The sequence below is a fragment of the Lacrimispora struthionigena genome, from assembly GCF_048627165.1.
Taxonomy (GTDB): domain Bacteria; phylum Bacillota; class Clostridia; order Lachnospirales; family Lachnospiraceae; genus Lacrimispora.
Genome location: NZ_JBMBWP010000001.1, coordinates 785679 through 805140 on the forward strand (window position 1 = coordinate 785679; position 19462 = coordinate 805140).

Sequence of the window (19462 nt, forward strand, 5' to 3'; positions counted from 1 at the left end):
CTTCCCCTGGAATCAGGGGAGGCGTTTTGGGGGTACAGGAATGAACAAACGTATAATAAAAATTGGGGGAGCAATCCTTCTGACAGGAGCGGTCTTTATAGCTTCTTATGGTTTCTTTCATAAAGAAAATACGTCAGAATCTCTTTTTTCTTCCGGAGAACAAACTCCGGAATATGTATTTACCTATGCCGATAATCAGCCGGATGATTATCCCACAACGCAGGGTGCCAAAAAGTTTGCGGAGCTGGTATGGGAAAGGACGGAAGGACGAATTAAGATAAAAGTCTTTTCCGGAGGGGAAATGGGAAATGAAAATGAGATCGCGGAGCAGGTTCAGTATGGGGGAATTGATTTTGCCCGCGTATCCATTATGACCCTTACGGATGTAAATCCCAAATTCAACGTATTGCAGCTGCCTTATCTTTACCGGGATGAAACTCATATGTGGAAGGTTCTTGACGGCGCAATCGGAGACGAGTTTATGAATGAACTAAAAGGCAGCGGCGTGATTGCCTTATCCTGGTATGATGCGGGTGCCAGACATTTTTATAATACCAAACGTCCCATTGAGCGGGTGGAGGACATCAGAAAGATGAGAATCCGGGTTGCAAAGTCGGATATGATGGCAGCCGTAGTAGAGGCATTGGGAGCGAAAGCGGTTCCACTGGCATACTCCGATGTGTATGCAGCGTTAGAAACCGGTTATATTGACGGCGCAGAAAATAACTGGCCTTCCTATGAAACCATGAATCACTACGAGGTGGCAAAATACATTACCCTTGATGCTCACAGCCGCATACCGGAACTTCAGCTTGCTTCCCAGGCAACCTGGGACCGGTTAAGCGAGAAAGACCGGGAAATAATCAAACAGTGCGGGGAAGAATCTGCAACGTATGAGCGCCAGATCTTTACCCAAAGGGAGCAGAATGTAAGGGATCGTCTGATTAAAGCCGGTTGTATCGTAACAGAGTTAAGTCCGGCGGAGCTGGTCCGTTTCCGCAGTGCCGTGATGACTGTTTATCAGACCTACTGTAAGGACTATATTGATGTGGTAAACCGGATAGCCCAGGTACAGTAATATATTTCCTGACTACGTTTTCCCAATCCTGGCAACCATATGATTAAATAATGGATACAGGAGGGTTCTGGTAAATGGCAGAAGGGAAAACCAAAGGGAAATTCTTTATTGGCTGGTATTTTAAGATGCAGTGTGGAAACACCGTTCTGGCGCTGATTCCAGGGCTTATAAGAGATGGAACAGGAAAACGCCTTCCATTTTTACAGGTCATATGGAATGAAAACGCCTGCTGGCTGGAATTTAAAGAAGAGGATTTTTTTATTGACTGGAATCAAAAAAGGATTATACTGGGTAATAATATCTTTTCCCGCAGGGGCGTCAGGCTGGATATAAAGACCGAGGACATTTCATTAAAAGGAATTGTCCGATTTGGACCCATTACCCCGATCCGGTATTCCATTATGGGCCCGTTTCAGTATATGCCTTTTATGGAATGCAAACATGAGATCATCAGTATGTCCCACAGACTGTCCGGAAAGGTGAAACTAAACGGGGAGGTAGTGGACTTTGCTGGAGGAATGGGATATATAGAAGGAGACAGAGGGATATCATTTCCCGAGAGCTACCTCTGGATTCAGTGCAATGCATTTTCTGAAAATGCCTCCGTCATGGTTTCCATTGCCAAAATCCCATGGCTGGGACTCCGGTTTGAGGGCTGTATCTGTGTGGTCATGTATCAGGGAAAAGAATACCGGTTTGCTACTTACCTGGGAGCCAGAGTGGTCAGCAAACGGGAGACGGCAGTCATTATAAAACAGGGAGCCTGTGTTTTGAAAGTATTTCTTTCCAATCAGAGCAGAAAGGATGAGAAGCGGTTTGCTCATAAACTGCGGGCGCCAGTTCAGGGAGAGATGAGCCGCTTTATTAAGGAAGAGCATCTGCTTCGTGGAAGGTTTTTGCTGTATAAAGGGGAGAACATGATATTTGATCTCTCCAGTAATTCGGTTAGTTTTGAATACGATTCATAATTAAAATAGCAGTAATCTTAATATTTGTTAAGATTACTGCTATTTATCTAAACAAATATTAAGTTGGCATTGAGAAGTCTGATTGTTATAATGGAATTAGAAATACAATAACAAATCGAAAGTGGGGACTAGAGATGAAAAAATCAGGAAGATTAAGTATTTCAACAAGGCTGAAACGGGTATTTGCAATTCTGGTTTTTATTATTTTTCTTTCTTCAGTATTTTCGCTGATTAGTTTTCGCAGCATTGGGAACAACATGTCAACATTTTACAGGATCCAATATGAAACAACCAAAAAACAGATGGAAATCCGTAAGGATGTACAGACCATTAATAAACGAATTCTTTGGGCTGCCATTCGGGAAGATGCTTCTGTTACTGCAGAGCAAAAGAAAGAAATAGAAGGAAGATTCGAGAAAATTGTAAAATATATTGCTGTTATCAAAGAGAATCTGAAGGATAAACAGTCAGGAGAAACATTGGACCAGGCATTTGACGATTTCCAGAAAGATACGGGTGTTCTGCTTTCTATGCTGGAAAAGGGAGATACAAAAGGAGCCGTGGAGTATTATCAGACTACTTTTAATGATGTTTCGGAAGTACTGGCGGATGCACTGGATAAAACCGGTTCCCAGGCGGATGAAGCAGCTCTTGCAAAATATACAAACAGTCAGAGAGTTGAGAATGCTGCCACCGCATTTCTGGCATTTTTCTCCCTGATCTCTCTGATGATTGCGCTTCTCATGGGAAAACGTCTGACCAAGTCCATTGCTGTTCCATTAAAAGAGATACAGGATGCAGCAGGAGAGTTTGCCAAAGGTAATTTACATACGGCCATTGCTTACGAATCAGAAGATGAAATCGGTCAGGCAGCTATGAGCTTACGGGAATCCATGGAAAAGATCCGCAGCTATATTATGGAAATTGATTGTGCCATGGAACAGATGGCTGGCGGTAATTTCAATGTAGATTTTAACAGTGAATTCATCGGGGATTTTAAAAATATTGAATCCTCTCTTCATTGTTTCACAGAAAAGATTTCAAGAAGTTTTGAAGAAATTAATGAGGCAGCCAATCAGGTATCAGACGGTTCCAGCCAGATCTCCGAATCAGCCCGTTTTCTGGCAGTCGGGGCCGAAAACCAGGCAGGGATTGCAGGAAGATTGTCCGAGTCAGTGACTCATATTACAGAGCAGATTGATGAAAATGCCAAGCTGACCAATGCGATTCAGTTGGAGATGGAACGGATTACCCGGGATATTTCAACAGAAAATCAGAATATGCAGGAAATGGTTTCTGCCATGAGCACCATTAAGAAGACATCTCAGGAAATCAGCAAGATGATTGTAACCATTGATGATATTGCCATGCAGACCAATCTTCTGGCATTAAACGCCTCAATCGAAGCGGCAAGAGCCGGAGAAGCAGGAAAAGGGTTTGCTGTGGTAGCCGGTCAGGTCAGTCTTTTAGCAAGTCAGAGTAAAGAGGCCGCAAAGAATTCCTCCGACTTAATCGAGGCATCGTTAAAGGCGGTGGAAGAAGGAACTGTTATAGCGGACCGGGCAGCCGGTAATTTAAACGGTGTGGCAAAAGAAAGCAGCCAGATCATGGATAAAGTACGCAGTATTGCGCAGGCTTCCTTAGATCAGGCGGATTCCGTAAAAATGATTGAACAGGGAATTGGAAAAATCTCTATGGAAGTAGATAACAATGCTGCTTCTGCAGAAGAGAATTCCGCCTCCAGCGTGGAACTTGCAGGGCAGGCGCAAAATCTGAAGGATTTAATCGGCCAGTTTCAGCTGAAAATCTGAAATACATAAAGTTATTTTAGAAAAAAGGATACACAGGAAGGGGGTACAGCGCACCTCACAGCCTGTGTATTCTTTTTTTATTTTGGTTTTTCATCCTATTTTTCAAGTGATAATTCATATAAGCAGGCATTTAAACCATCTTCTACGTGAATTTCTCGTTTTAAAGTAAACCCACATTCACTATATAGCTTATTTAAATATTCTCTGTCTCCATAACAATCAAGTCTAAGGTAATTTTTACACTGGGATATTGAGTGTTTCTTAATTAATTCTATAACCTCTTTTGCATATCCTTTTCCTGTATAGCCATCTTTGATTACAAGTTTATGTATATAATATGCAGAATCATTATTTTCATCATTATCCCAAAATGAGGGGTCACTCTCCACTAATACAAATCCGCCTATTACCTCTTTATCGTCCTGTGCAATAAACATTTCACAGTTAATATATTTCTTTAAAAATTCCTCCTTAGATAAGTATTCAGGATTCCACATAGGCTTTCCGATTTTAATAAGCCAATCTGCTTTTTCACGTAATAGCTCAAGTAATAATTCAATTTCTTCTTCTGTAATTTTGCTGATACATAGATTCATTTATATTTTCTCCTCCTTGGGTTTAACGAAACTTATTATAGCATAATTTACTAAACTACACACATCTTAAGTATCCGCTGGATAAATAATCTATTTTATAAATATATTTCAAACGTAATAAACAGTATATAACAGTTGACAACAGTAATGTACTGTTATATACTGTTTATCAAGGAGGGGTGAAATGAAAATAATAATAAATAATTCATCCATGCAGCCCCTGTATGACCAGATTACGGAGCAGATTAAGTGCGGTGTTATGCAGGGAACGTTAAAAGAAGGAGAAAATCTGCCGTCGGTGCGTACTCTGGCAAAAGAACTGCGCATCAGTGCTTTAACAGTTAAAAAGTCATATGACATTCTGGAACAGGAGGGTTTTATTGTTACTGTTCATGGAAAAGGAAGCTTTATCGCTTATGCCAGCCAGGAATTTATGCTGGAAGAAAAGAAAAAAGAGGTTGAGGCCGAACTGGAGTCGGCAATCCGTAAGGGCAGAAGCTGCGGAATGAAGGATGAGGAACTGACGGATTTGTTTTATTTGATTTTGGAGGATTAATGATGTTGTTAGAAATGGAAAGTATTCAGAAAACGTATGGAGATTTTACACTGAACTGTTCTCTTAAACTGCAGCCAGGATATATAACCGGACTGATTGGAACCAATGGTGCCGGAAAAACCACGTTGTTTAAGTCGGCTCTGGGGCTTATTACCTTAGATCAGGGGGAAGTGAAGATATTTGACAAGCCGTTCAGTCAGTTGTCCCTCAAGGACAGACAGGATATAGGAGTGGTTCTGGCAGACTCTGGATTCAGTGGGTATCTAACAATTCGGGATATTGCTAAAATTATGAAAAACATGTACCAGTTGTTTGATCAGGACGGGTTTTTGAAAAAATGCAGAGAATCTGGCCTGCCCCTGAATAAGAGGGGAAAGGATCTTTCTGCAGGAATGAAGGCCAGAGTGAGAGTATTGGCTGCCATGTCTCATGAGGCCAAACTGCTTATACTGGATGAACCTACTGCAGGACTTGATGTTCTTGCCAGAGAGGAACTGCTTGATTCTATTCGGGAGTATATGGAGCCGGGAGACCGGTCTATTTTAATCAGTTCCCATATTTCAACGGATTTAGAGCAGCTTTGTGATGATCTTTATCTGATTGATCATGGAAATATTGTTTTGCATGAAGAGACGGATGTACTTTTGGGAAGTTATGGTCTTTTGAAAGTAACAGAAGAACAAGAACAGAAGCTGGATAAAAGATATATTCTCCGAAGGAAAAAAGAAGCTTACGGATTTCGTCTTCTTACCGATAAAATCGGATTTTACCGGGAAAGCCAGCCGGAAATTGTAATGGAAAAGGGAAGTGTTGATGAAGTGATTACCATGATGATAAGGGGGGAACGGTTATGAAAGGGTTGTTGATAAAAGATTTACTTTTGTTGAAAAACCAGCAGCGTTTTTTCCTGCTCTTCTTCCTGATGTCAGCAGGAATGCTTTTGGCAGATTTTAATTCTGTTTTTGTGATTAATTATGTGACTATGATTTTTTCTTTGTTTACACTCAGTTCCATCAGTTACGACGAATTTGACAATGGATATGCTTTTTTATTCACCCTTCCAATTACCAGAAATCAATATGCGGCTGAGAAATATGTATTTGGTCTTGTGACGGGAAGCTTTGCCTGGATTGTGGTGACCATATTTGCAGTTGTCATGAATCTTGTAAGGGGAAGAGCAGGCACAGTGGAACTTGTGGGTACGGCGTTTTTGTATCTTTTTATCTCGCTCCTGTTTTTATCAATTGTTGTTCCTGTGCAGCTGAAATTCGGTGCAGAAAAGGGAAGAATAGTTTTGATTTGTATCATTGGAGCGATCTTTGCCGCTGGTTTCGTTATGATAAGGGCGGCAAAGACACTTCAACTGGATTTTTTATCAACCGCTGCAACATCATTATCACCAGGACTGGTGATGGCAGCTGTGCCGCTTATCAGTCTGGCAGCAGTTTTTGGATCTTATCTCATTTCTGTCAATATCATGAAGAAAAAGCAATTCTGACAGAAACTGGATTATTAAGGCATAAAAAGGGGAAGATAAGAGGAGAAAGTACCGGAGCGTAGTACAATGAATCTTATTCTTCTCTTTATGGCATGGATGCCGATTTTGGTCGGATCCATGGGAATTGGCTTAATATCCTATTATTTTTATAAATGGGCAAAAGGAATCCGATTAGTCAGATACCGGTTGGCAGGTGAAATCTGTTTTATCCTGGTTCTGTTGTATTTCCTGCTCTTTTTTCTCGGCGTTCTTTTTGGAAGAAGCCTGACCGGTATCATTTTTTTTGGTATTTGCCTGCACAAAAGCGGATCTGTGGCGGCCGGGGGTCATGTGATATTCCCGTTTGTATAGCCGGTCGAAATAGCTGGTACTTTCAAAACCGGTGCTTTCTGCGATATCCGTAATGGAACGGTCTGTGTGAAGAAGCAGGGTTTTGGCCTGATTTAACCGGTATTTATTTAAATATTCAATTGGAGAGAGAGGTACGGAACACTGGAAACAGCGGAGTGCCTCTCTTTTGCTGACTCCCACCGATTGGGCGATGTCTTCCAGAGTCAGTCTCTTTTCATAGTTCTGCTCAATAAAACGGGTCATCCGTTTAAAACGGGCCTGGGAAAGGCGGTTGACGCCTGCGTTTTCCATGGTGGCAAATTCGTCCCTGTGTAAAAACAGGATGGACCAGATCTGGCAGACCAGTGCATGTGCATGAAGCTCCCAGGTCGCTGTCTGATCTTCGCATACTTTGTATAAGTCAGACAGAATGGAAAGTAAATGGCTCTGCCATGGATTTCTCCCCCTTAATACAAAGTGGGATATGCCGGAAAATAAAAAGGGAGCAATGAATTTTTCGTAAATAGAGCTTCCTTCCACGGCTATGAATTCCGGAGCAAACAGTACGTTTGGTATAATTGCTGTTCCGGTTGATAAAAAGCGGTGCATAACACCGGAATTAATAAAGACACCGTCGCCGGGTTCCAGTATGTAATGAATGTTTCCGATGGAACAATGTACCATTCCTTCGGTCACAGATACCAGTTCAAATTCCCGGTGCCAGTGCCAGTCAATGCAGCGGTTGTCAAACTTTCCAACATCTTCGTAGTAGTATTGAAACGGAAAGTCTGCAAAACCATGGGAGACCAGCTCCATCATGGATTCGTCGGTCAGTATTTTTGTGCTTTGCATAGAGCGTTCTCCTTTTTGTGATCGGCTAAATTGTACCATAAGCTGGCGGTAAATTGCAAGAATTGAATTCCCAACTGCAGTATAATAAAATCATATTACAGGGGAGGGCCGATTACGTGAAGGAAAATTATAAAAGTACTGTTTATGCCTGCTTTCTAAGCTATATTGTTCAGGCGATTGTCAATAATTTTGTGCCGCTTTTATTTTTGCATTTTCAATGGGAGTATGGAATATCACTATCCAGAATTACACTTCTTGTTACCGTAAATTTTGGTGTTCAGCTGCTGGTGGATCTTTTATCTGCAGCGGTAATAGATCGGGTGGGATACCGGATTTCCATGATTACCGCACACCTTATGGCGGCAGCAGGGCTGATTCTTCTCACCGTTTTGCCGGGAATTGTTTCTGTTTCCTGGGTGGGGCTGTTACTGGCAGTTATTATCTATGCCATTGGCGGCGGGCTTTTGGAAGTTCTTGTCAGTCCCATTGTGGAAGCCTGTCCCACAGATAATAAAGAAAAGGCCATGAGCATGCTCCATTCCTTCTATTGCTGGGGACATGTGGGAGTTGTTCTGATATCCACATTATTTTTCTGGGTATTGGGAATTGAGAACTGGAAAATACTGGCGGTTTTCTGGGCGGCTGTACCGGCTGTATGCATGGTTTTATTTTTCCGTGTGCCCATTGCTTCTCTTTCAAAAGAGGAGGGGGGAATGTCTTTTGCCGCATTGATTGGAAATAAGCTGTTCTGGGTCTTTTTGCTTCTTATGGTCTGCTCGGGAGCAAGTGAGCAGGCAGTCAGCCAGTGGGCATCTGCATTTGCAGAAGAGGGGCTGGGTGTAACAAAGACCATTGGAGATCTGGCCGGCCCTATGCTGTTTGCACTTATGATGGGGATATCAAGAGCTGTCTATGGACAGTATGGAGAACGATGGGAACTAAAAAAGGTTATGGCTGCCAGCGGTGTTCTTTGCATGGGGTCGTATCTTCTGATCACCTGTGCTCCTTATCCGGTGCTGGGACTGATTGGATGCGGAATTTGCGGCTTTTCAGTAGGAATCATGTGGCCGGGAACGTTTAGTCTGGCCGCTGCGTCTATCCGGGGCGGAGGCACTGCCATGTTTGCATTCCTGGCGCTGGCGGGTGATCTGGGATGCTCGGGAGGACCTACCCTTGTTGGGATCGTATCTGGTTGGTTCGGCAGCAATTTAAAAATCGGAATTTTTTCAGCCATTATCTTTCCGTTTATTCTGGTAATTGTTCTTATCCGGTTTTTTGCGGTGAAAAGGAATTAATAATGACAGTCAGCTGTCATGTTATCTTTGTTATAATTTTCTTCATAAAGTAGAAAAGAGGAAAATTAAATGAAGTATGAGTTAGTGGAATTAAAAGAGATGATGGTGGCTGGTCTGTTAGCCAGGACTAATAATTTCGCACCGGATATGGGAAATGTGATCAGCGGTTTGTGGGATCAGTTTATGGGAATTTATCCTTCAGTCATGTATAAAGTTAATGAGAAGACATTGGGCATTTATACGGAGTACGAGGGAAGAGAAACCGAGGATTACAGCGTACTGGCTGCCTGTGAAGTGGAGAAAAAGGATGGACAGCCAAACGGGATAACTATTAAAATTATACCGGCGGGAACCTATGCGAAATTTATTGCAGAGGGAGAAGGTAAGGATGCAGTTGCAAAAGTGTGGCAGCAGTTGTGGAATATGAACCTGCCCAGATCTTTTATATGTGACTTTGAAGAGTATGAAACTTTAAAAGAGGGGCATGTCCGGGTACATGTTTATATTGGCTTAAAAAAATAGAAAACGGAGGAAGCAGTTCGTTTAAGATGAACTGCTTCCTCCGCTTTTTTAATACACCACTTCCTCAAACCCGTCCGTGGAAGGAAAGGCGATTGCTACCGTCTGCCCTGGATTTTTATAATCCAGATCCACACTCATATCCAGTCCCATGGTATCTCCATCCTCGTTAATAGTCATGGAGATCAGAATCTGTTCTTTGGTAAAGTATCCTTCCGGATTGATAATTGCTTTTCCAGTCACGCCAGTAATTTTGTAATCCGAATCCGAAAGTGTAGGCCATACTTTATCATAAAATTTGGTTAAATACTGTTCCAGACCGTCTGCCTCAGTGGTATAAAACATGACACTATTACCGTCCTGATCCTGTGCAATCTGTACGTTGTCTAAAAATCCCCAAAACTGTCCGGTAAGACCTCCAAGAGTGAGATGTTTTGTCATATCCTCATATCCGATTTTCATCTTAAACTTTCCGCTGTCTTTGGAATTGGAGTAATAACAGCCCCCGGTATAAAAGGAGCTCTCAACCTTTTCCATGCCCAGAGTCTTTACCGTGCTGTTGGATAAAAACTCCATACTGGGAGTGTTGATATCGTGGTATTTCATCTGCATATTCATAATAACAGGAATCTGCAGCCAGTCGTAATATAAATTCATGGCAATATCAGCGTTGATATCCTGCCCTGGTAAAGAAGAACTTTTCCTGTCTGCATCCTGGTAAAGAAGAGCTCCCTTTTTCTTCATCTGAACGGCAACGGAAGGGTTGGCGGCTCTTAAGCGTACGATGCCATCCTCAGTCCATGCGCCGTCTTCATTCACAGTACGGCCATCAGGAGTCATGGTATTGGTTACCAGGATTCCGTCTTCATTAAAATAGTAGCACTCTGCCATTCCGTCTTTATCCGAATCGATCCACTTCCAGGCAGATGCTGTATAGGTATGATCGTCTTCCTTCCACCGCCAGCCATCGGAACCCTGTTTCCAGGTTCCTGCCATTGCGGTAGATGCAACAGAGATTGACAGAAGTGAGGCAGCAATAAATACTTTGATTAGTTTTTTCATGCCTTTTACTCCTCCTGTTTTGCCATTGAAACAATAGATGTTTCATGGCCTGAAAGTATTCTACCATAACTTTCCAGTAACAACAACTTTTTTCGGGAGAGTAGAAGATGTCTGTTATTTCAAGGATGATTTCAACTGCTCGATCAGCTCCAGATCGGAGGCTTTCAGCTTCATGTTGGTAGTCAGTGTTTTCCCTTCCGGAGATGTGACATGAATTTCTATCATGGAGCCTTCCTTTAGAGCACTTTCCGAAGCTGCTTTTAAGAATAAGGGGAATTTCGGGTGGTTCTCTTTAAATATATTCCAGGCCTCTTTTAACTGCATAAGATTCATGAGGTTCATATGGTAAATCCTTTCTGATTCTAAATTGATAAGCACATCCTAGCATAAAATGGGTGGTGAGTCAAATCAGGGAGAGAGCAGTCAGCACCTGGTAATAAAGGAGGATCAGCAGAAAGAAAATCAGGATCACCGGAAGTGTCCGTTTTAACAAATCCCCCATTCCTGTGTGGAAATATTCCGTTACCAGCGCAAGGCAGACATGGGTGGGAGATACCTGCATGGCACAGTAGGAGGAGGACATTAAAAGCATCATCAGTGCAGCTCCTCCATCTGGTATGGCCGCGAAGGCCAAAGGAAGGCAAAGCACTATAATTGCTGTTGACCCGCCAACAATGGAACCAAAGAAGAAGATCAGTGCAAAAGCAAGATAAGTCGGTATGGGAAGAGAACGAAAGAGACCGGGAAGTTTTGAAATCACGTCCGTATAGGTGAGAACTTCTTTAAAAATCATGATCAGAAGGGTATTTACAATGATTTTAGGCTCCAGCGCAGAAAGAAAAAACGGCCTGATTTCCCGTAAAGAAAAGCGGTAAAAGAAAAACGCGGAGACAATAACAAGCGGGGTTGCTATGTATACCTCAAGATGAAATGCAATGATAAGAAGGATTGCAGCAGCAATGGTCCACAGACTATTGATAAGCTGTCCAAATGCCGCCTTTTTTGTCATTCCCTGATCATTTACAATTTCTCTTGGAATTTTTCTCAAATAAAAAATATAGCCCAGAAAAACCAGGATTCCCACAGCCGGAAGCATGGACAGAAGAAAGTCTCCTGTCTCAACGCCTGCCAGTCCCAGTGCGATTAAAATAGATGAGTAAGTGGGAAGAAAGCTCTCCGGAATATGACGGTAATAGCTGGTGACAAAGGTTTTATCCTCTTTACTTAAATAATCCCCGCAGGAAGAATCCACAATCGATCCGCAGATATAAACTGCCCCTGCAGAAGGAAGAAGACCGATGAAAATAGGAGCCAGTATGGTGGTGATCCGCCGGTTGCGGAACAGATGGTTTAATGAGGATTCTGCCGTCATTAAAAGATTACGCTTTTCCAGCATTCGCTGTAAGAACGTAATGGTATAAAAGCTTAATAAAATGGTTGCAGTGCTCTTGGAAAATATGGCCCGGGTGAGAATGGAACAGACATTAGAAACCGGGATTCCAAAAATAAAAAACGAAAGCAGGATGCTGCATGCGATTGCCTGCCATAAGGGCCTTTTCAGCCAGAGCAGCACTAAAATGACTAGAAAGACCAGTAAAAGTTTGACCAGCTCCATTGATACCATTGTATTTCCTCCCTGTTGTGTGATAAAAAATTATTATTGCAATAAAATATTATCAGGGAGTTTAGCACCATTTTTTTTAAATGTCAATCTGTTTTTTTTGCTCCTGCTTGCTTATTTTGCTTAAATACCGGTAAATGGTGGCATCGGAGCAGTTAAGTTTTAAGGCTGCTTCGCTGACAGCACCTTTAATCATAAAAACTCCTTTTTCGTTTAACTGCTTTACGATGGTAATCTTCTCATCCTGGGTAAGGCGGTCTGCAGGTATGCGGTTTTCCATGATGTAATCCGGCATGGCACTGGCAATGATATCACCGATGTCGTTGGTGAAGGTTTCGGTGTGTTCCACAGGCAGGTCAATGATCTTGCTGGAGGGAGAATCAATGGACAATCCCCCAAGCTTTAAGATGGACTGGCACAGCTGCTGATAAATCTGGGTATCTACGTTCAGGCAGAGCATGCCTAAAAGCTCCTGTCCCTCTTTAATAAAAAAGGTGGAGGAGATCAAGGGTCTCTTGTCTTTGGTCAGTCCGCTGTAATTAAGCAGATACGGCTCTTTTTTCCAGATTCCTTCTTTTATGATTTTAAGAGCCAGGTCCGTTAAAGGAGCCCCAACGGTTCTGCCGCTGTTTTGTCCGTTGGCTATGGCTGTGATGCAGCGTTTCCCTTCTCTTAAATCCAGAAGTGCAATTTCATAATTGTCACTTAGTACATTTCCCAGAAAATTAGTCAGCACTTCGTAGTGCTTCATGATATCACTCATCGAGTATGGCCCCCTTATGGTTTGATAAATTTTAGATTATTATATAACAAAAAAGCCTGATATGTAAATCCTTGTCCTTGAATTATCTGTCAATCTTGAATATTTGTGAAAAATGTACTGAAAGTCAGAAATGGACAACTGGCTTTTGTGAAAATAATAAAACATTATTATCCTGATAAAAAAATATTGACAAAGGCAAAACGATGGAATATACTTTGCCTAACAGTTCCACAGCCGTCAGGAAGGGGAACGGAAGGTAGACAAAGGCGTTTGCATAAAAGCAGGCGCCTTTTTTGTTGTTCAATCGACGATGACAGATGCAGGAGGAGAAAAAAATGAAGAAGATTATGAAAAATGCAGTTTGTTCGGTTATGGTTCTTACACTGGCGGTGTCTATGACCGCATGCGGAAAAACCCAGAGTTCAGGAGTCACAAAAGTAAAGGTAGGTACTGGTAATGCCATGCCGCCATATTGCTCACTGGACGATAAGGGGGAGCCGGTGGGATATGACGTGGCAGTATTAAAGGAAATTGATAAGCGTCTTGACAAATATGAATTTGATATTCAGGCAATGGATTTTAACACCCTCATCGTTTCCATTGACTCAGGCGCACTGGATGTACTTTCTCACCAGCTTGTAAAGAGCGATGCGAGAAAAGAGAAATACTTATTTCCGGAGCAGTATTACTGTCTCTCCCCCATGTCCTTATGTGTGAAAAAGGACAGCGGAATCAAGACACTGGCTGATATGGCAGGAAAATCCATTAACCAGTCACCTACCAGCTACGAATATTCCATGCTGATGGCTTACAATGAAAGCCACCCGGGAAAGGAACTGAAAATCAACGCAGTCAGTGACTTGTCAACAGCAGACGGCTTTAAGCAGGTTGCCAATGGTCAGGTAGATGCAAGCCTTACCTATCAGTCCACTTATGACAGTGTACAAAAGGAATTAAAGCTTGATAATCTGTCCCTCACCGATGTCGTTATGGTAGAAGATACCTACATCATGTGTGCAAAAGGAAAAGATGATTTAAATACTGCCATTGACGGGGCATTAAAAGATATGGTAAAGGACGGAACCTTATCAAAGATCGCCTCCGAGTATCTTGGTCAGGATGTATTTTCAAAATATGCAGATATGGTCAGCACAACAGTAAAATAAACGGATTGTAGAAATGGAGGGAAAAGAATTTGGAGAACACATTTAAACCGGAGACAATTCCGGGCTATATTCCCAATGTATTAAGGGCTTTTCCTGTTACCATGGAGATTCTCCTGATATCGCTTTTAATCAGCCTGGCACTTGGAGCTCTCGTCACTGCAGCCGGAATTGGTAAAAGAAAGTGGCCAAAAGCCATTGCAAACGGTTATATCGCATTTATGAGAGGAATTCCCACTCTTGTTTTGATATTTTTAATCTATCTGGGTCTTCCCCAGCTTGCTCAGAGTGTTGGAGTTGATTTAACAGGAGTCAGTAAGACCGTGTTTATTGTGGCATGTCTTTCCCTCAGCAGCTCCGCCAACATGGCGGAGATGATGAGAGCCTCTTATCTGGCAGTGGATAAGGGGCAGAGGGAGGCAGCCTACAGTGTGGGAATGAAGGAGTTTACAGCGTTTCGCCGGATCATTTTCCCACAGGCCTTTGGCATTGCAATTCCTGCCCTTGGAAATAACATCATCATGCTGTTTAAGGATACCTCACTGGCGTTTGCAATCGGTGTCATTGATTTAATGGGAAAAGCAAGAGCCATCAGTTCCGCCAGCTATGGAGCAAACCGTCTGGAAGTTTACATAGCAACGGGAATTATATTCTGGGCAGCCTGCATTATCCTGGAGTATTGCAGCAAATTCACAGAAAAAATCTATACAAAGGGCCGGAAAAAGGCGACAAGTTAAAGAAAAGAGGAAAACAGGATGGATTTTAAATTTATCATAGAAGCGCTGCCAAAGATCATGCTTGCAGTTCCCATCACGCTCTTCATGTCTCTTGTATCGGCTGCTGCAGGCTGGCTGCTTGGTCTTTTCATCGCGTTGATCAGAAAACACAGGGTTCCGGTTTTATCCCAGTTTTCAGCTGTGTTCGTTTCCTTTATGAGAGGCGTGCCCATGGTGATTTTATTATACATCTCTTACTATGCACTGCCCATTCTTCTATACAGCTATGGTCTGAGCATCGGAATTACCATTGATATCAATGCAGTTCCCCCCATCGTATATGCAATCATCGCCCTGGCTCTTGACCAGGCGGCCTATTCCTCGGAAATATTCCGCTCTGCGTTATCAGCCGTTGATGAGGGGCAGATGGAAGCAGCATTCAGTGTGGGAATGACCAGAACCCAGGCGCTGATCCGGATTATCTTTCCCCAGGCGCTTGCCATTGCCATTCCAAACTTAGGCGGCATATTTGTGGGACTGGTGAAGGGAACGTCTCTGGCTTATTATGTAGGGGTTTATGAGATAACAGCAACTGCAAACTTACTGGCTATGCCGGCACTTAATTTCATTGAAGCCTATATCATGACAACACTGATTTATGAAGCAATCAGCTTTGTACTGAATAAATTATTCCGCATCTGTGAGGACCGGCTTAAAAAGTTCCGGGCAGGCGCATCTGCCTGAGCGGGGACACGAATATGAGGAAGGAGCAGATATTATGGCAAATATGGTGGAACTGAATAATATCCATAAGTCATTTGGGAAAAACCACATTTTAAAGGGAGTAAATTTAAACATTGAAAAAGGGGAAGTTGTGGTAATTCTGGGACCCAGCGGTTCCGGTAAAACAACACTCCTTCGTACGGTCAATTTCTTAGACAGTGCAGATGACGGCAGTGTAACCGTAAATGGCTTTTGCCTAGACTGCAAAAAGCATTCCAAAACCCAGGTCATTGAGCTGAGAAGAAAGACTGCTATGGTATTTCAGAACTATAACTTATTTCAGAATAAAACCATTCTGGAAAATGTTATGGAAGGCCTGGTGACAGTTAAGAAAATAGCAAAGACAGATGCGGAAAAAATGAGCCGTGACATCCTGGCTAAAGTGGGATTGTCAGAACGGTGTGATTTTTATCCTTCCCAGTTATCCGGCGGTCAGCAGCAGAGGGCCGGTATCGCAAGGGCGCTGATTCTGGATCCGGATGTAATTCTGTTTGACGAACCTACCTCTGCATTGGATCCGGAGCTGGTGGGAGAGGTTTTAAACACCATTAAAACGGTGGCACAGACAGGAATTACCATGATCGTTGTAACACACGAAATCTCATTTGCCAGAGAGGTGGCATCAAGAATCATATTTATGGAAGGCGGCAGCATTGTTGAGGAAGGAAAACCCTCTGAAATTCTGGTGAATCCAAAAGAACCAAGAACACAGCAGTTTTTAAAGCGGATTACAGATCCCCAGGCTGCAGGGGAAGAATAAGAAAAGCAAAACGGAGGAAGCCAAATGCATTATGATTTTGAAACCCTGGTAAGAAGAGACCAGGCAGGTTCATTTAAATGGAATGATATGAAGGTGAAAAATCCGGATGTGAAGGACAATGTGGTGCCTCTTTCCGTAGCTGATATGGAGTGGAAAAATCCACCGGAAATCATTGAAGGATTAAAAGCCTATTTAGACAAGTCCATCCTTGGATATACAGGAGCTACGGATGCCTATTATGAAAGCGTAATCGGGTGGATGGAAAAACGTCATGGTTTTTCTCCCAAACGGGAATGGATTGTGGAGACAGCAGGAGTGGTGCCTGGCCTGGGCCAGATGGTGGCGGCATTTACCAAGCCGGAAGATGCAGTTTTAATTATGACTCCGGTCTACTATCCATTCCGCATGTCAGTGGAGAACAATAAACGGACGCTGGTAACCACAGAACTAATTAATACCGGGGATACTTATGAGATCAATTTTGCCGATTTCGAGGAAAAAGCGGCGAGAAAAGATGTAACGCTTCTTATATTATGCAGTCCCCATAATCCCATAGGCCGGATATGGACAGAGGAGGAGCTTACAAAGATCGCGGATATTTGTCTAAGAAACGGAGTTTTTATCATTTCTGATGAAATCCATTTTGATCTGATTCTTCCAGGTTACCACCATATCTCCATGGGAACGCTGGAAGACAAATATGTAAATAACTGTGTCATTTCCACAGCTCCCAGCAAAACCTTTAATCTGGCAGGATTTCAGACCTCCAATCATTTTATTGCCAATGAGGAAATGCGGGAAAAGGTGACTGCTGCAAGAGGTTATCATTCTTTAAATTTAATGGGCTATCAGGCATGTGAGATTGCCTATACCCAGTGTGAGTCATGGCTTGAGGAACTGCTATTGCACCTGGAGGAAAATAAGAAATTCGTTGAGAAATTCGTTGCAGACAATCTGCCGGAGGTAAAGGTTTACGATCTTCAGGGAACCTATCTGCAGTGGCTGGATTTTAATAAACTGGGTATGGATTATCAGGAGCTGGAAAAATTCATGCAGATGGAAGCTCAGCTGTTCTTAGACGAGGGATATATCTTCGGAGAGGGTGGAAGAGGATTTGAACGGATTAATATAGCTTGTCCTTTATGGGTCTTAAAAGAAGCAATGGAACGGCTTTTGGAGGCGGTAAATCGATATAAGGAACGGAGGTAGTCATATGTCAGCGGTCAATACAATCTGGGTTTTGTTTGGAGCTGCGCTGGTATTTTTTATGCAGGCAGGTTTCGCCATGGTAGAGGCAGGATTTACCAGAGCGAAGAATTCCGGAAATATTATCATGAAAAATCTGATGGATTTCTGCATCGGAACCCCCATTTACTGGTTTGTTGGATTTGGAATTATGTTTGGAGGAGGAATTGATTTTTTCATACACGGCGATTACAGCAAGATCCTTCCCTCCGGTGTTTCTCTCTGGTCCTTTGTAATATTCCAGACTGTATTTTGTGCCACGGCAGCCACAATTGTGTCGGGAGCCATGGCAGAGAGGACGAAATTCTCCGCCTACTGTGTTTACAGTGCAGTCATATCCTGTGTGGTTTATCCGGTATCGGGTCATTGGATCTGGGGAGGAGGCTGGCTGTCATCTTTAGGATTCCACGATTTTGCAGGTTCAACAGCGGTACATATGGTGGGCGGCGTAGCGGCCTTTCTGGGGGCTTATCTTCTTGGCCCGAGAATCGGTAAATACACAAAGGATGGAAAGCCCAAGGCCATACTGGGACACAGCATTACACTGGGAGCTCTTGGCGTTTTCATCTTATGGTTCTGCTGGTTCGGGTTTAACGGCGCATCCACCGTATCCATGGAAGGGGATAGCATTGAAGCAGCTGGAAGAATTTTTATGACAACCAATCTGGCAGCTGCAGTATCCACCTGTACCACCATGATATTTACCTGGATCCGTTATAAAAAGCCGGATGTTTCCATGACTTTAAACGGCACCCTTGCAGGTCTTGTGGGCATAACAGCCGGATGTGATACCGTGACTCCGGGAGGGGCGGCTATCATTGGAATCTGTACAGGACTGACTGTGGTGCTGTCAATCGAGTTCATTGACTCCAGATTAAAGATTGATGATCCGGTAGGAGCAATCGGCGTGCATGGCGTATGCGGAGCGCTGGGTACTATTCTGGTAGGAATTTTTGCAAAAGAGGGTGGTCTTTTGTATGGTGGAGGCGTAAAGCTTCTTGGAATTCAGCTTCTCGGAGTTATTTCCGTAGCGGCATGGGTTGGAATTGTAATGTTTGCAGTATTTAAAATAATTGACCAGACCATCGGCCTGCGGGTTACCTCCAGAGAGGAAATTGAAGGTCTGGACAGTACAGAGCATGGACTTGCAAATGCCTATGCAGACTTTCTGCCTGTTGTGCCCATGGAAGATCTGGGGAGCCGGGTGGAAAGTGTGGCTGGTATTCACGCAGTCAGACAGGATGTCCCTGTGGAAGAAGCCATTCCTGTGAAATCTGCAGATTTTTCCCCGGCAGGCAATTCGAAGTCCGTACTGACTAAGGTTGAAATTCTGGCAAAACAGTCTAAGTTTGAAGAACTGAAATCTGCCATGAATGAAATCGGAGTAACTGGTATGACAGTGACACAGGTTCTTGGCTGCGGAATGCAAAAAGGTGCAGCAGAGTATTACAGGGGAATTCCTGTGGATATGATGCTTCTGCCCAAAGTACAGGTTGAAATTGTTGTTGCCAAGGTTCCTGTGGAGGAAGTGGTAAAGACTGCCAGAAAGGTACTTTATACCGGACATATTGGAGATGGAAAGATATTTATCTACGATGTACGGGATGCGGTAAAGGTTCGAACCGGTGAGACAGGTTACGATGCCATGCAGGGAGTGGACGATATATAAATATCAAATTGTAATATTGTAGGAGCCTGAGGGTATGGATATTTTTCAACCCCCCAGGCTCCTTTTTTCGTACCATCATGCTAATTTTGGAACCTAACTTGTATAATTTCGTCCTATTGGTTGAGTATTTGCAGGAAACATGGTATAAGCTTAAAGGATATAATTATTAATAATTGT

The 19462-nt window shown here is 43.0% G+C and carries 20 protein-coding genes; 14 read left to right on the forward strand and 6 right to left on the reverse strand.

The annotated features are described in order from the left end of the window. Positions 1 to 40: 40 nt before the first annotated feature. The 3 genes from ACOAOT_RS03595 to ACOAOT_RS03605 all read left to right on the forward strand — a co-directional run bounded on the left by ACOAOT_RS03595 (position 41) and on the right by ACOAOT_RS03605 (position 3857). Positions 41 to 1078: a TRAP transporter substrate-binding protein gene (locus ACOAOT_RS03595; protein ID WP_420215726.1), complete on the forward strand. Its 1038-nt coding sequence runs from the start codon at positions 41 to 43 to the stop codon at positions 1076 to 1078. 74 nt (positions 1079 to 1152) lie between these two features. Continuing rightward, positions 1153 to 2046: a tocopherol cyclase family protein gene (locus ACOAOT_RS03600; RefSeq protein ID WP_420215727.1), complete on the forward strand. Its 894-nt coding sequence runs from the start codon at positions 1153 to 1155 to the stop codon at positions 2044 to 2046. Positions 2047 to 2180: 134 nt separating this feature from the next. Continuing rightward, complete coding sequence (locus ACOAOT_RS03605; RefSeq protein ID WP_420215728.1) at positions 2181 to 3857, forward strand: methyl-accepting chemotaxis protein; 1677 nt, start codon at positions 2181 to 2183, stop codon at positions 3855 to 3857. 95 nt (positions 3858 to 3952) lie between these two features. On the opposite strand, the gene ACOAOT_RS03610 is transcribed toward ACOAOT_RS03605, so the two are convergent. Continuing rightward, the gene (locus ACOAOT_RS03610; RefSeq protein ID WP_420215729.1) at positions 3953 to 4453 is read right to left on the reverse strand and encodes a GNAT family N-acetyltransferase; all 501 of its coding nucleotides are present in this window, start codon (positions 4451 to 4453) and stop codon (positions 3953 to 3955) included. A 184-nt stretch (positions 4454 to 4637) separates the two neighbouring features. Here ACOAOT_RS03610 and ACOAOT_RS03615 point away from each other — a divergent pair, with 184 nt between their 5' ends. The 3 genes from ACOAOT_RS03615 to ACOAOT_RS03625 are packed head-to-tail and all read left to right on the forward strand — an operon-like array spanning position 4638 to position 6507. Then, positions 4638 to 5009, forward strand: a complete 372-nt coding sequence (locus tag ACOAOT_RS03615; RefSeq protein ID WP_170822140.1) for a GntR family transcriptional regulator — start codon at positions 4638 to 4640, stop codon at positions 5007 to 5009. Between the two features lie 5 nt (positions 5010 to 5014). Beyond that, positions 5015 to 5863, forward strand: a complete 849-nt coding sequence (locus tag ACOAOT_RS03620; RefSeq protein ID WP_420216644.1) for an ABC transporter ATP-binding protein — start codon at positions 5015 to 5017, stop codon at positions 5861 to 5863. Further along, on the forward strand, positions 5860 to 6507 hold the full coding sequence (locus ACOAOT_RS03625; RefSeq protein WP_420215730.1) for an ABC-2 transporter permease: 648 nt from the start codon (positions 5860 to 5862) through the stop codon (positions 6505 to 6507). Before ACOAOT_RS03620 ends, ACOAOT_RS03625 begins: the two co-directional genes overlap by 4 nt. 171 nt (positions 6508 to 6678) lie before the next feature. Here ACOAOT_RS03625 and ACOAOT_RS03630 read toward each other — a convergent pair whose 3' ends face one another. After that, entirely contained in the window at positions 6679 to 7689 is a 1011-nt protein-coding gene (locus tag ACOAOT_RS03630) for an AraC family transcriptional regulator (RefSeq protein ID WP_420215731.1), read from the reverse strand. 116 nt (positions 7690 to 7805) lie between these two features. Here ACOAOT_RS03630 and ACOAOT_RS03635 point away from each other — a divergent pair, with 116 nt between their 5' ends. Together ACOAOT_RS03635 and ACOAOT_RS03640 are read left to right on the forward strand one after the other, a co-directional pair. Continuing rightward, positions 7806 to 8984 carry an MFS transporter gene (locus ACOAOT_RS03635; RefSeq protein ID WP_420215732.1) on the forward strand — a complete coding sequence of 393 codons (1179 nt, stop codon included), beginning with the start codon at positions 7806 to 7808 and terminating at the stop codon, positions 8982 to 8984. 69 nt (positions 8985 to 9053) lie between these two features. Further along, a complete protein-coding gene (locus tag ACOAOT_RS03640; RefSeq protein WP_420215733.1) occupies positions 9054 to 9506 on the forward strand; it encodes a GyrI-like domain-containing protein in 453 nt (150 codons plus the stop codon). Positions 9507 to 9554: 48 nt separating this feature from the next. On the opposite strand, the gene ACOAOT_RS03645 is transcribed toward ACOAOT_RS03640, so the two are convergent. The 4 genes from ACOAOT_RS03645 to ACOAOT_RS03660 all read right to left on the reverse strand — a co-directional run bounded on the left by ACOAOT_RS03645 (position 9555) and on the right by ACOAOT_RS03660 (position 12949). Then, positions 9555 to 10565: a hypothetical protein gene (locus ACOAOT_RS03645; protein ID WP_420215734.1), complete on the reverse strand. Its 1011-nt coding sequence runs from the start codon at positions 10563 to 10565 to the stop codon at positions 9555 to 9557. A 114-nt stretch (positions 10566 to 10679) separates the two neighbouring features. Then, positions 10680 to 10907, reverse strand: a complete 228-nt coding sequence (locus ACOAOT_RS03650) for a hypothetical protein (protein ID WP_420215735.1) — start codon at positions 10905 to 10907, stop codon at positions 10680 to 10682. A gap of 61 nt (positions 10908 to 10968) precedes the next feature. Further along, positions 10969 to 12180 (reverse strand): DUF401 family protein, encoded by a 1212-nt coding sequence (locus ACOAOT_RS03655; protein WP_420216645.1) that lies wholly within the window; start codon positions 12178 to 12180, stop codon positions 10969 to 10971. An 85-nt stretch (positions 12181 to 12265) separates the two neighbouring features. Further along, positions 12266 to 12949 carry a helix-turn-helix transcriptional regulator gene (locus ACOAOT_RS03660; protein ID WP_420215736.1) on the reverse strand — a complete coding sequence of 228 codons (684 nt, stop codon included), beginning with the start codon at positions 12947 to 12949 and terminating at the stop codon, positions 12266 to 12268. Positions 12950 to 13284: 335 nt separating this feature from the next. On the opposite strand from ACOAOT_RS03660, the gene ACOAOT_RS03665 reads away from it, so the two are divergent. The 6 genes from ACOAOT_RS03665 to ACOAOT_RS03690 are packed head-to-tail and all read left to right on the forward strand — an operon-like array spanning position 13285 to position 19285. After that, positions 13285 to 14115, forward strand: a complete 831-nt coding sequence (locus ACOAOT_RS03665; protein WP_420215738.1) for a transporter substrate-binding domain-containing protein — start codon at positions 13285 to 13287, stop codon at positions 14113 to 14115. Between the two features lie 29 nt (positions 14116 to 14144). Then, positions 14145 to 14849, forward strand: a complete 705-nt coding sequence (locus tag ACOAOT_RS03670) for an amino acid ABC transporter permease (RefSeq protein ID WP_420215739.1) — start codon at positions 14145 to 14147, stop codon at positions 14847 to 14849. An 18-nt stretch (positions 14850 to 14867) separates the two neighbouring features. After that, the gene (locus ACOAOT_RS03675; protein WP_420215740.1) at positions 14868 to 15572 is read left to right on the forward strand and encodes an amino acid ABC transporter permease; all 705 of its coding nucleotides are present in this window, start codon (positions 14868 to 14870) and stop codon (positions 15570 to 15572) included. Between the two features lie 43 nt (positions 15573 to 15615). Continuing rightward, positions 15616 to 16371: an amino acid ABC transporter ATP-binding protein gene (locus tag ACOAOT_RS03680; protein ID WP_420216646.1), complete on the forward strand. Its 756-nt coding sequence runs from the start codon at positions 15616 to 15618 to the stop codon at positions 16369 to 16371. Between the two features lie 24 nt (positions 16372 to 16395). Beyond that, a complete protein-coding gene (locus tag ACOAOT_RS03685; RefSeq protein ID WP_420215741.1) occupies positions 16396 to 17580 on the forward strand; it encodes a MalY/PatB family protein in 1185 nt (394 codons plus the stop codon). A gap of 4 nt (positions 17581 to 17584) precedes the next feature. Beyond that, on the forward strand, positions 17585 to 19285 hold the full coding sequence (locus tag ACOAOT_RS03690; RefSeq protein WP_420215742.1) for an ammonium transporter: 1701 nt from the start codon (positions 17585 to 17587) through the stop codon (positions 19283 to 19285). Positions 19286 to 19462 lie beyond the last annotated feature (177 nt).

Coding starts and splice junctions, on each gene's coding strand:
- ACOAOT_RS03595 (WP_420215726.1), top strand. CDS start 41: ATGAACAAACGTATAATAAAAATTGGGGGAGCAATCCTTCTGACAGGA.
- ACOAOT_RS03600 (WP_420215727.1), top strand. CDS start 1,153: ATGGCAGAAGGGAAAACCAAAGGGAAATTCTTTATTGGCTGGTATTTT.
- ACOAOT_RS03605 (WP_420215728.1), top strand. CDS start 2,181: ATGAAAAAATCAGGAAGATTAAGTATTTCAACAAGGCTGAAACGGGTA.
- ACOAOT_RS03610 (WP_420215729.1), bottom strand. CDS start 4,453: ATGAATCTATGTATCAGCAAAATTACAGAAGAAGAAATTGAATTATTA.
- ACOAOT_RS03615 (WP_170822140.1), top strand. CDS start 4,638: ATGAAAATAATAATAAATAATTCATCCATGCAGCCCCTGTATGACCAG.
- ACOAOT_RS03625 (WP_420215730.1), top strand. CDS start 5,860: ATGAAAGGGTTGTTGATAAAAGATTTACTTTTGTTGAAAAACCAGCAG.
- ACOAOT_RS03630 (WP_420215731.1), bottom strand. CDS start 7,689: ATGCAAAGCACAAAAATACTGACCGACGAATCCATGATGGAGCTGGTC.
- ACOAOT_RS03640 (WP_420215733.1), top strand. CDS start 9,054: ATGAAGTATGAGTTAGTGGAATTAAAAGAGATGATGGTGGCTGGTCTG.
- ACOAOT_RS03645 (WP_420215734.1), bottom strand. CDS start 10,565: ATGAAAAAACTAATCAAAGTATTTATTGCTGCCTCACTTCTGTCAATC.
- ACOAOT_RS03650 (WP_420215735.1), bottom strand. CDS start 10,907: ATGAACCTCATGAATCTTATGCAGTTAAAAGAGGCCTGGAATATATTT.
- ACOAOT_RS03655 (WP_420216645.1), bottom strand. CDS start 12,180: ATGGAGCTGGTCAAACTTTTACTGGTCTTTCTAGTCATTTTAGTGCTG.
- ACOAOT_RS03660 (WP_420215736.1), bottom strand. CDS start 12,949: ATGAGTGATATCATGAAGCACTACGAAGTGCTGACTAATTTTCTGGGA.
- ACOAOT_RS03665 (WP_420215738.1), top strand. CDS start 13,285: ATGAAGAAGATTATGAAAAATGCAGTTTGTTCGGTTATGGTTCTTACA.
- ACOAOT_RS03675 (WP_420215740.1), top strand. CDS start 14,868: ATGGATTTTAAATTTATCATAGAAGCGCTGCCAAAGATCATGCTTGCA.
- ACOAOT_RS03680 (WP_420216646.1), top strand. CDS start 15,616: ATGGTGGAACTGAATAATATCCATAAGTCATTTGGGAAAAACCACATT.
- ACOAOT_RS03685 (WP_420215741.1), top strand. CDS start 16,396: ATGCATTATGATTTTGAAACCCTGGTAAGAAGAGACCAGGCAGGTTCA.
- ACOAOT_RS03690 (WP_420215742.1), top strand. CDS start 17,585: ATGTCAGCGGTCAATACAATCTGGGTTTTGTTTGGAGCTGCGCTGGTA.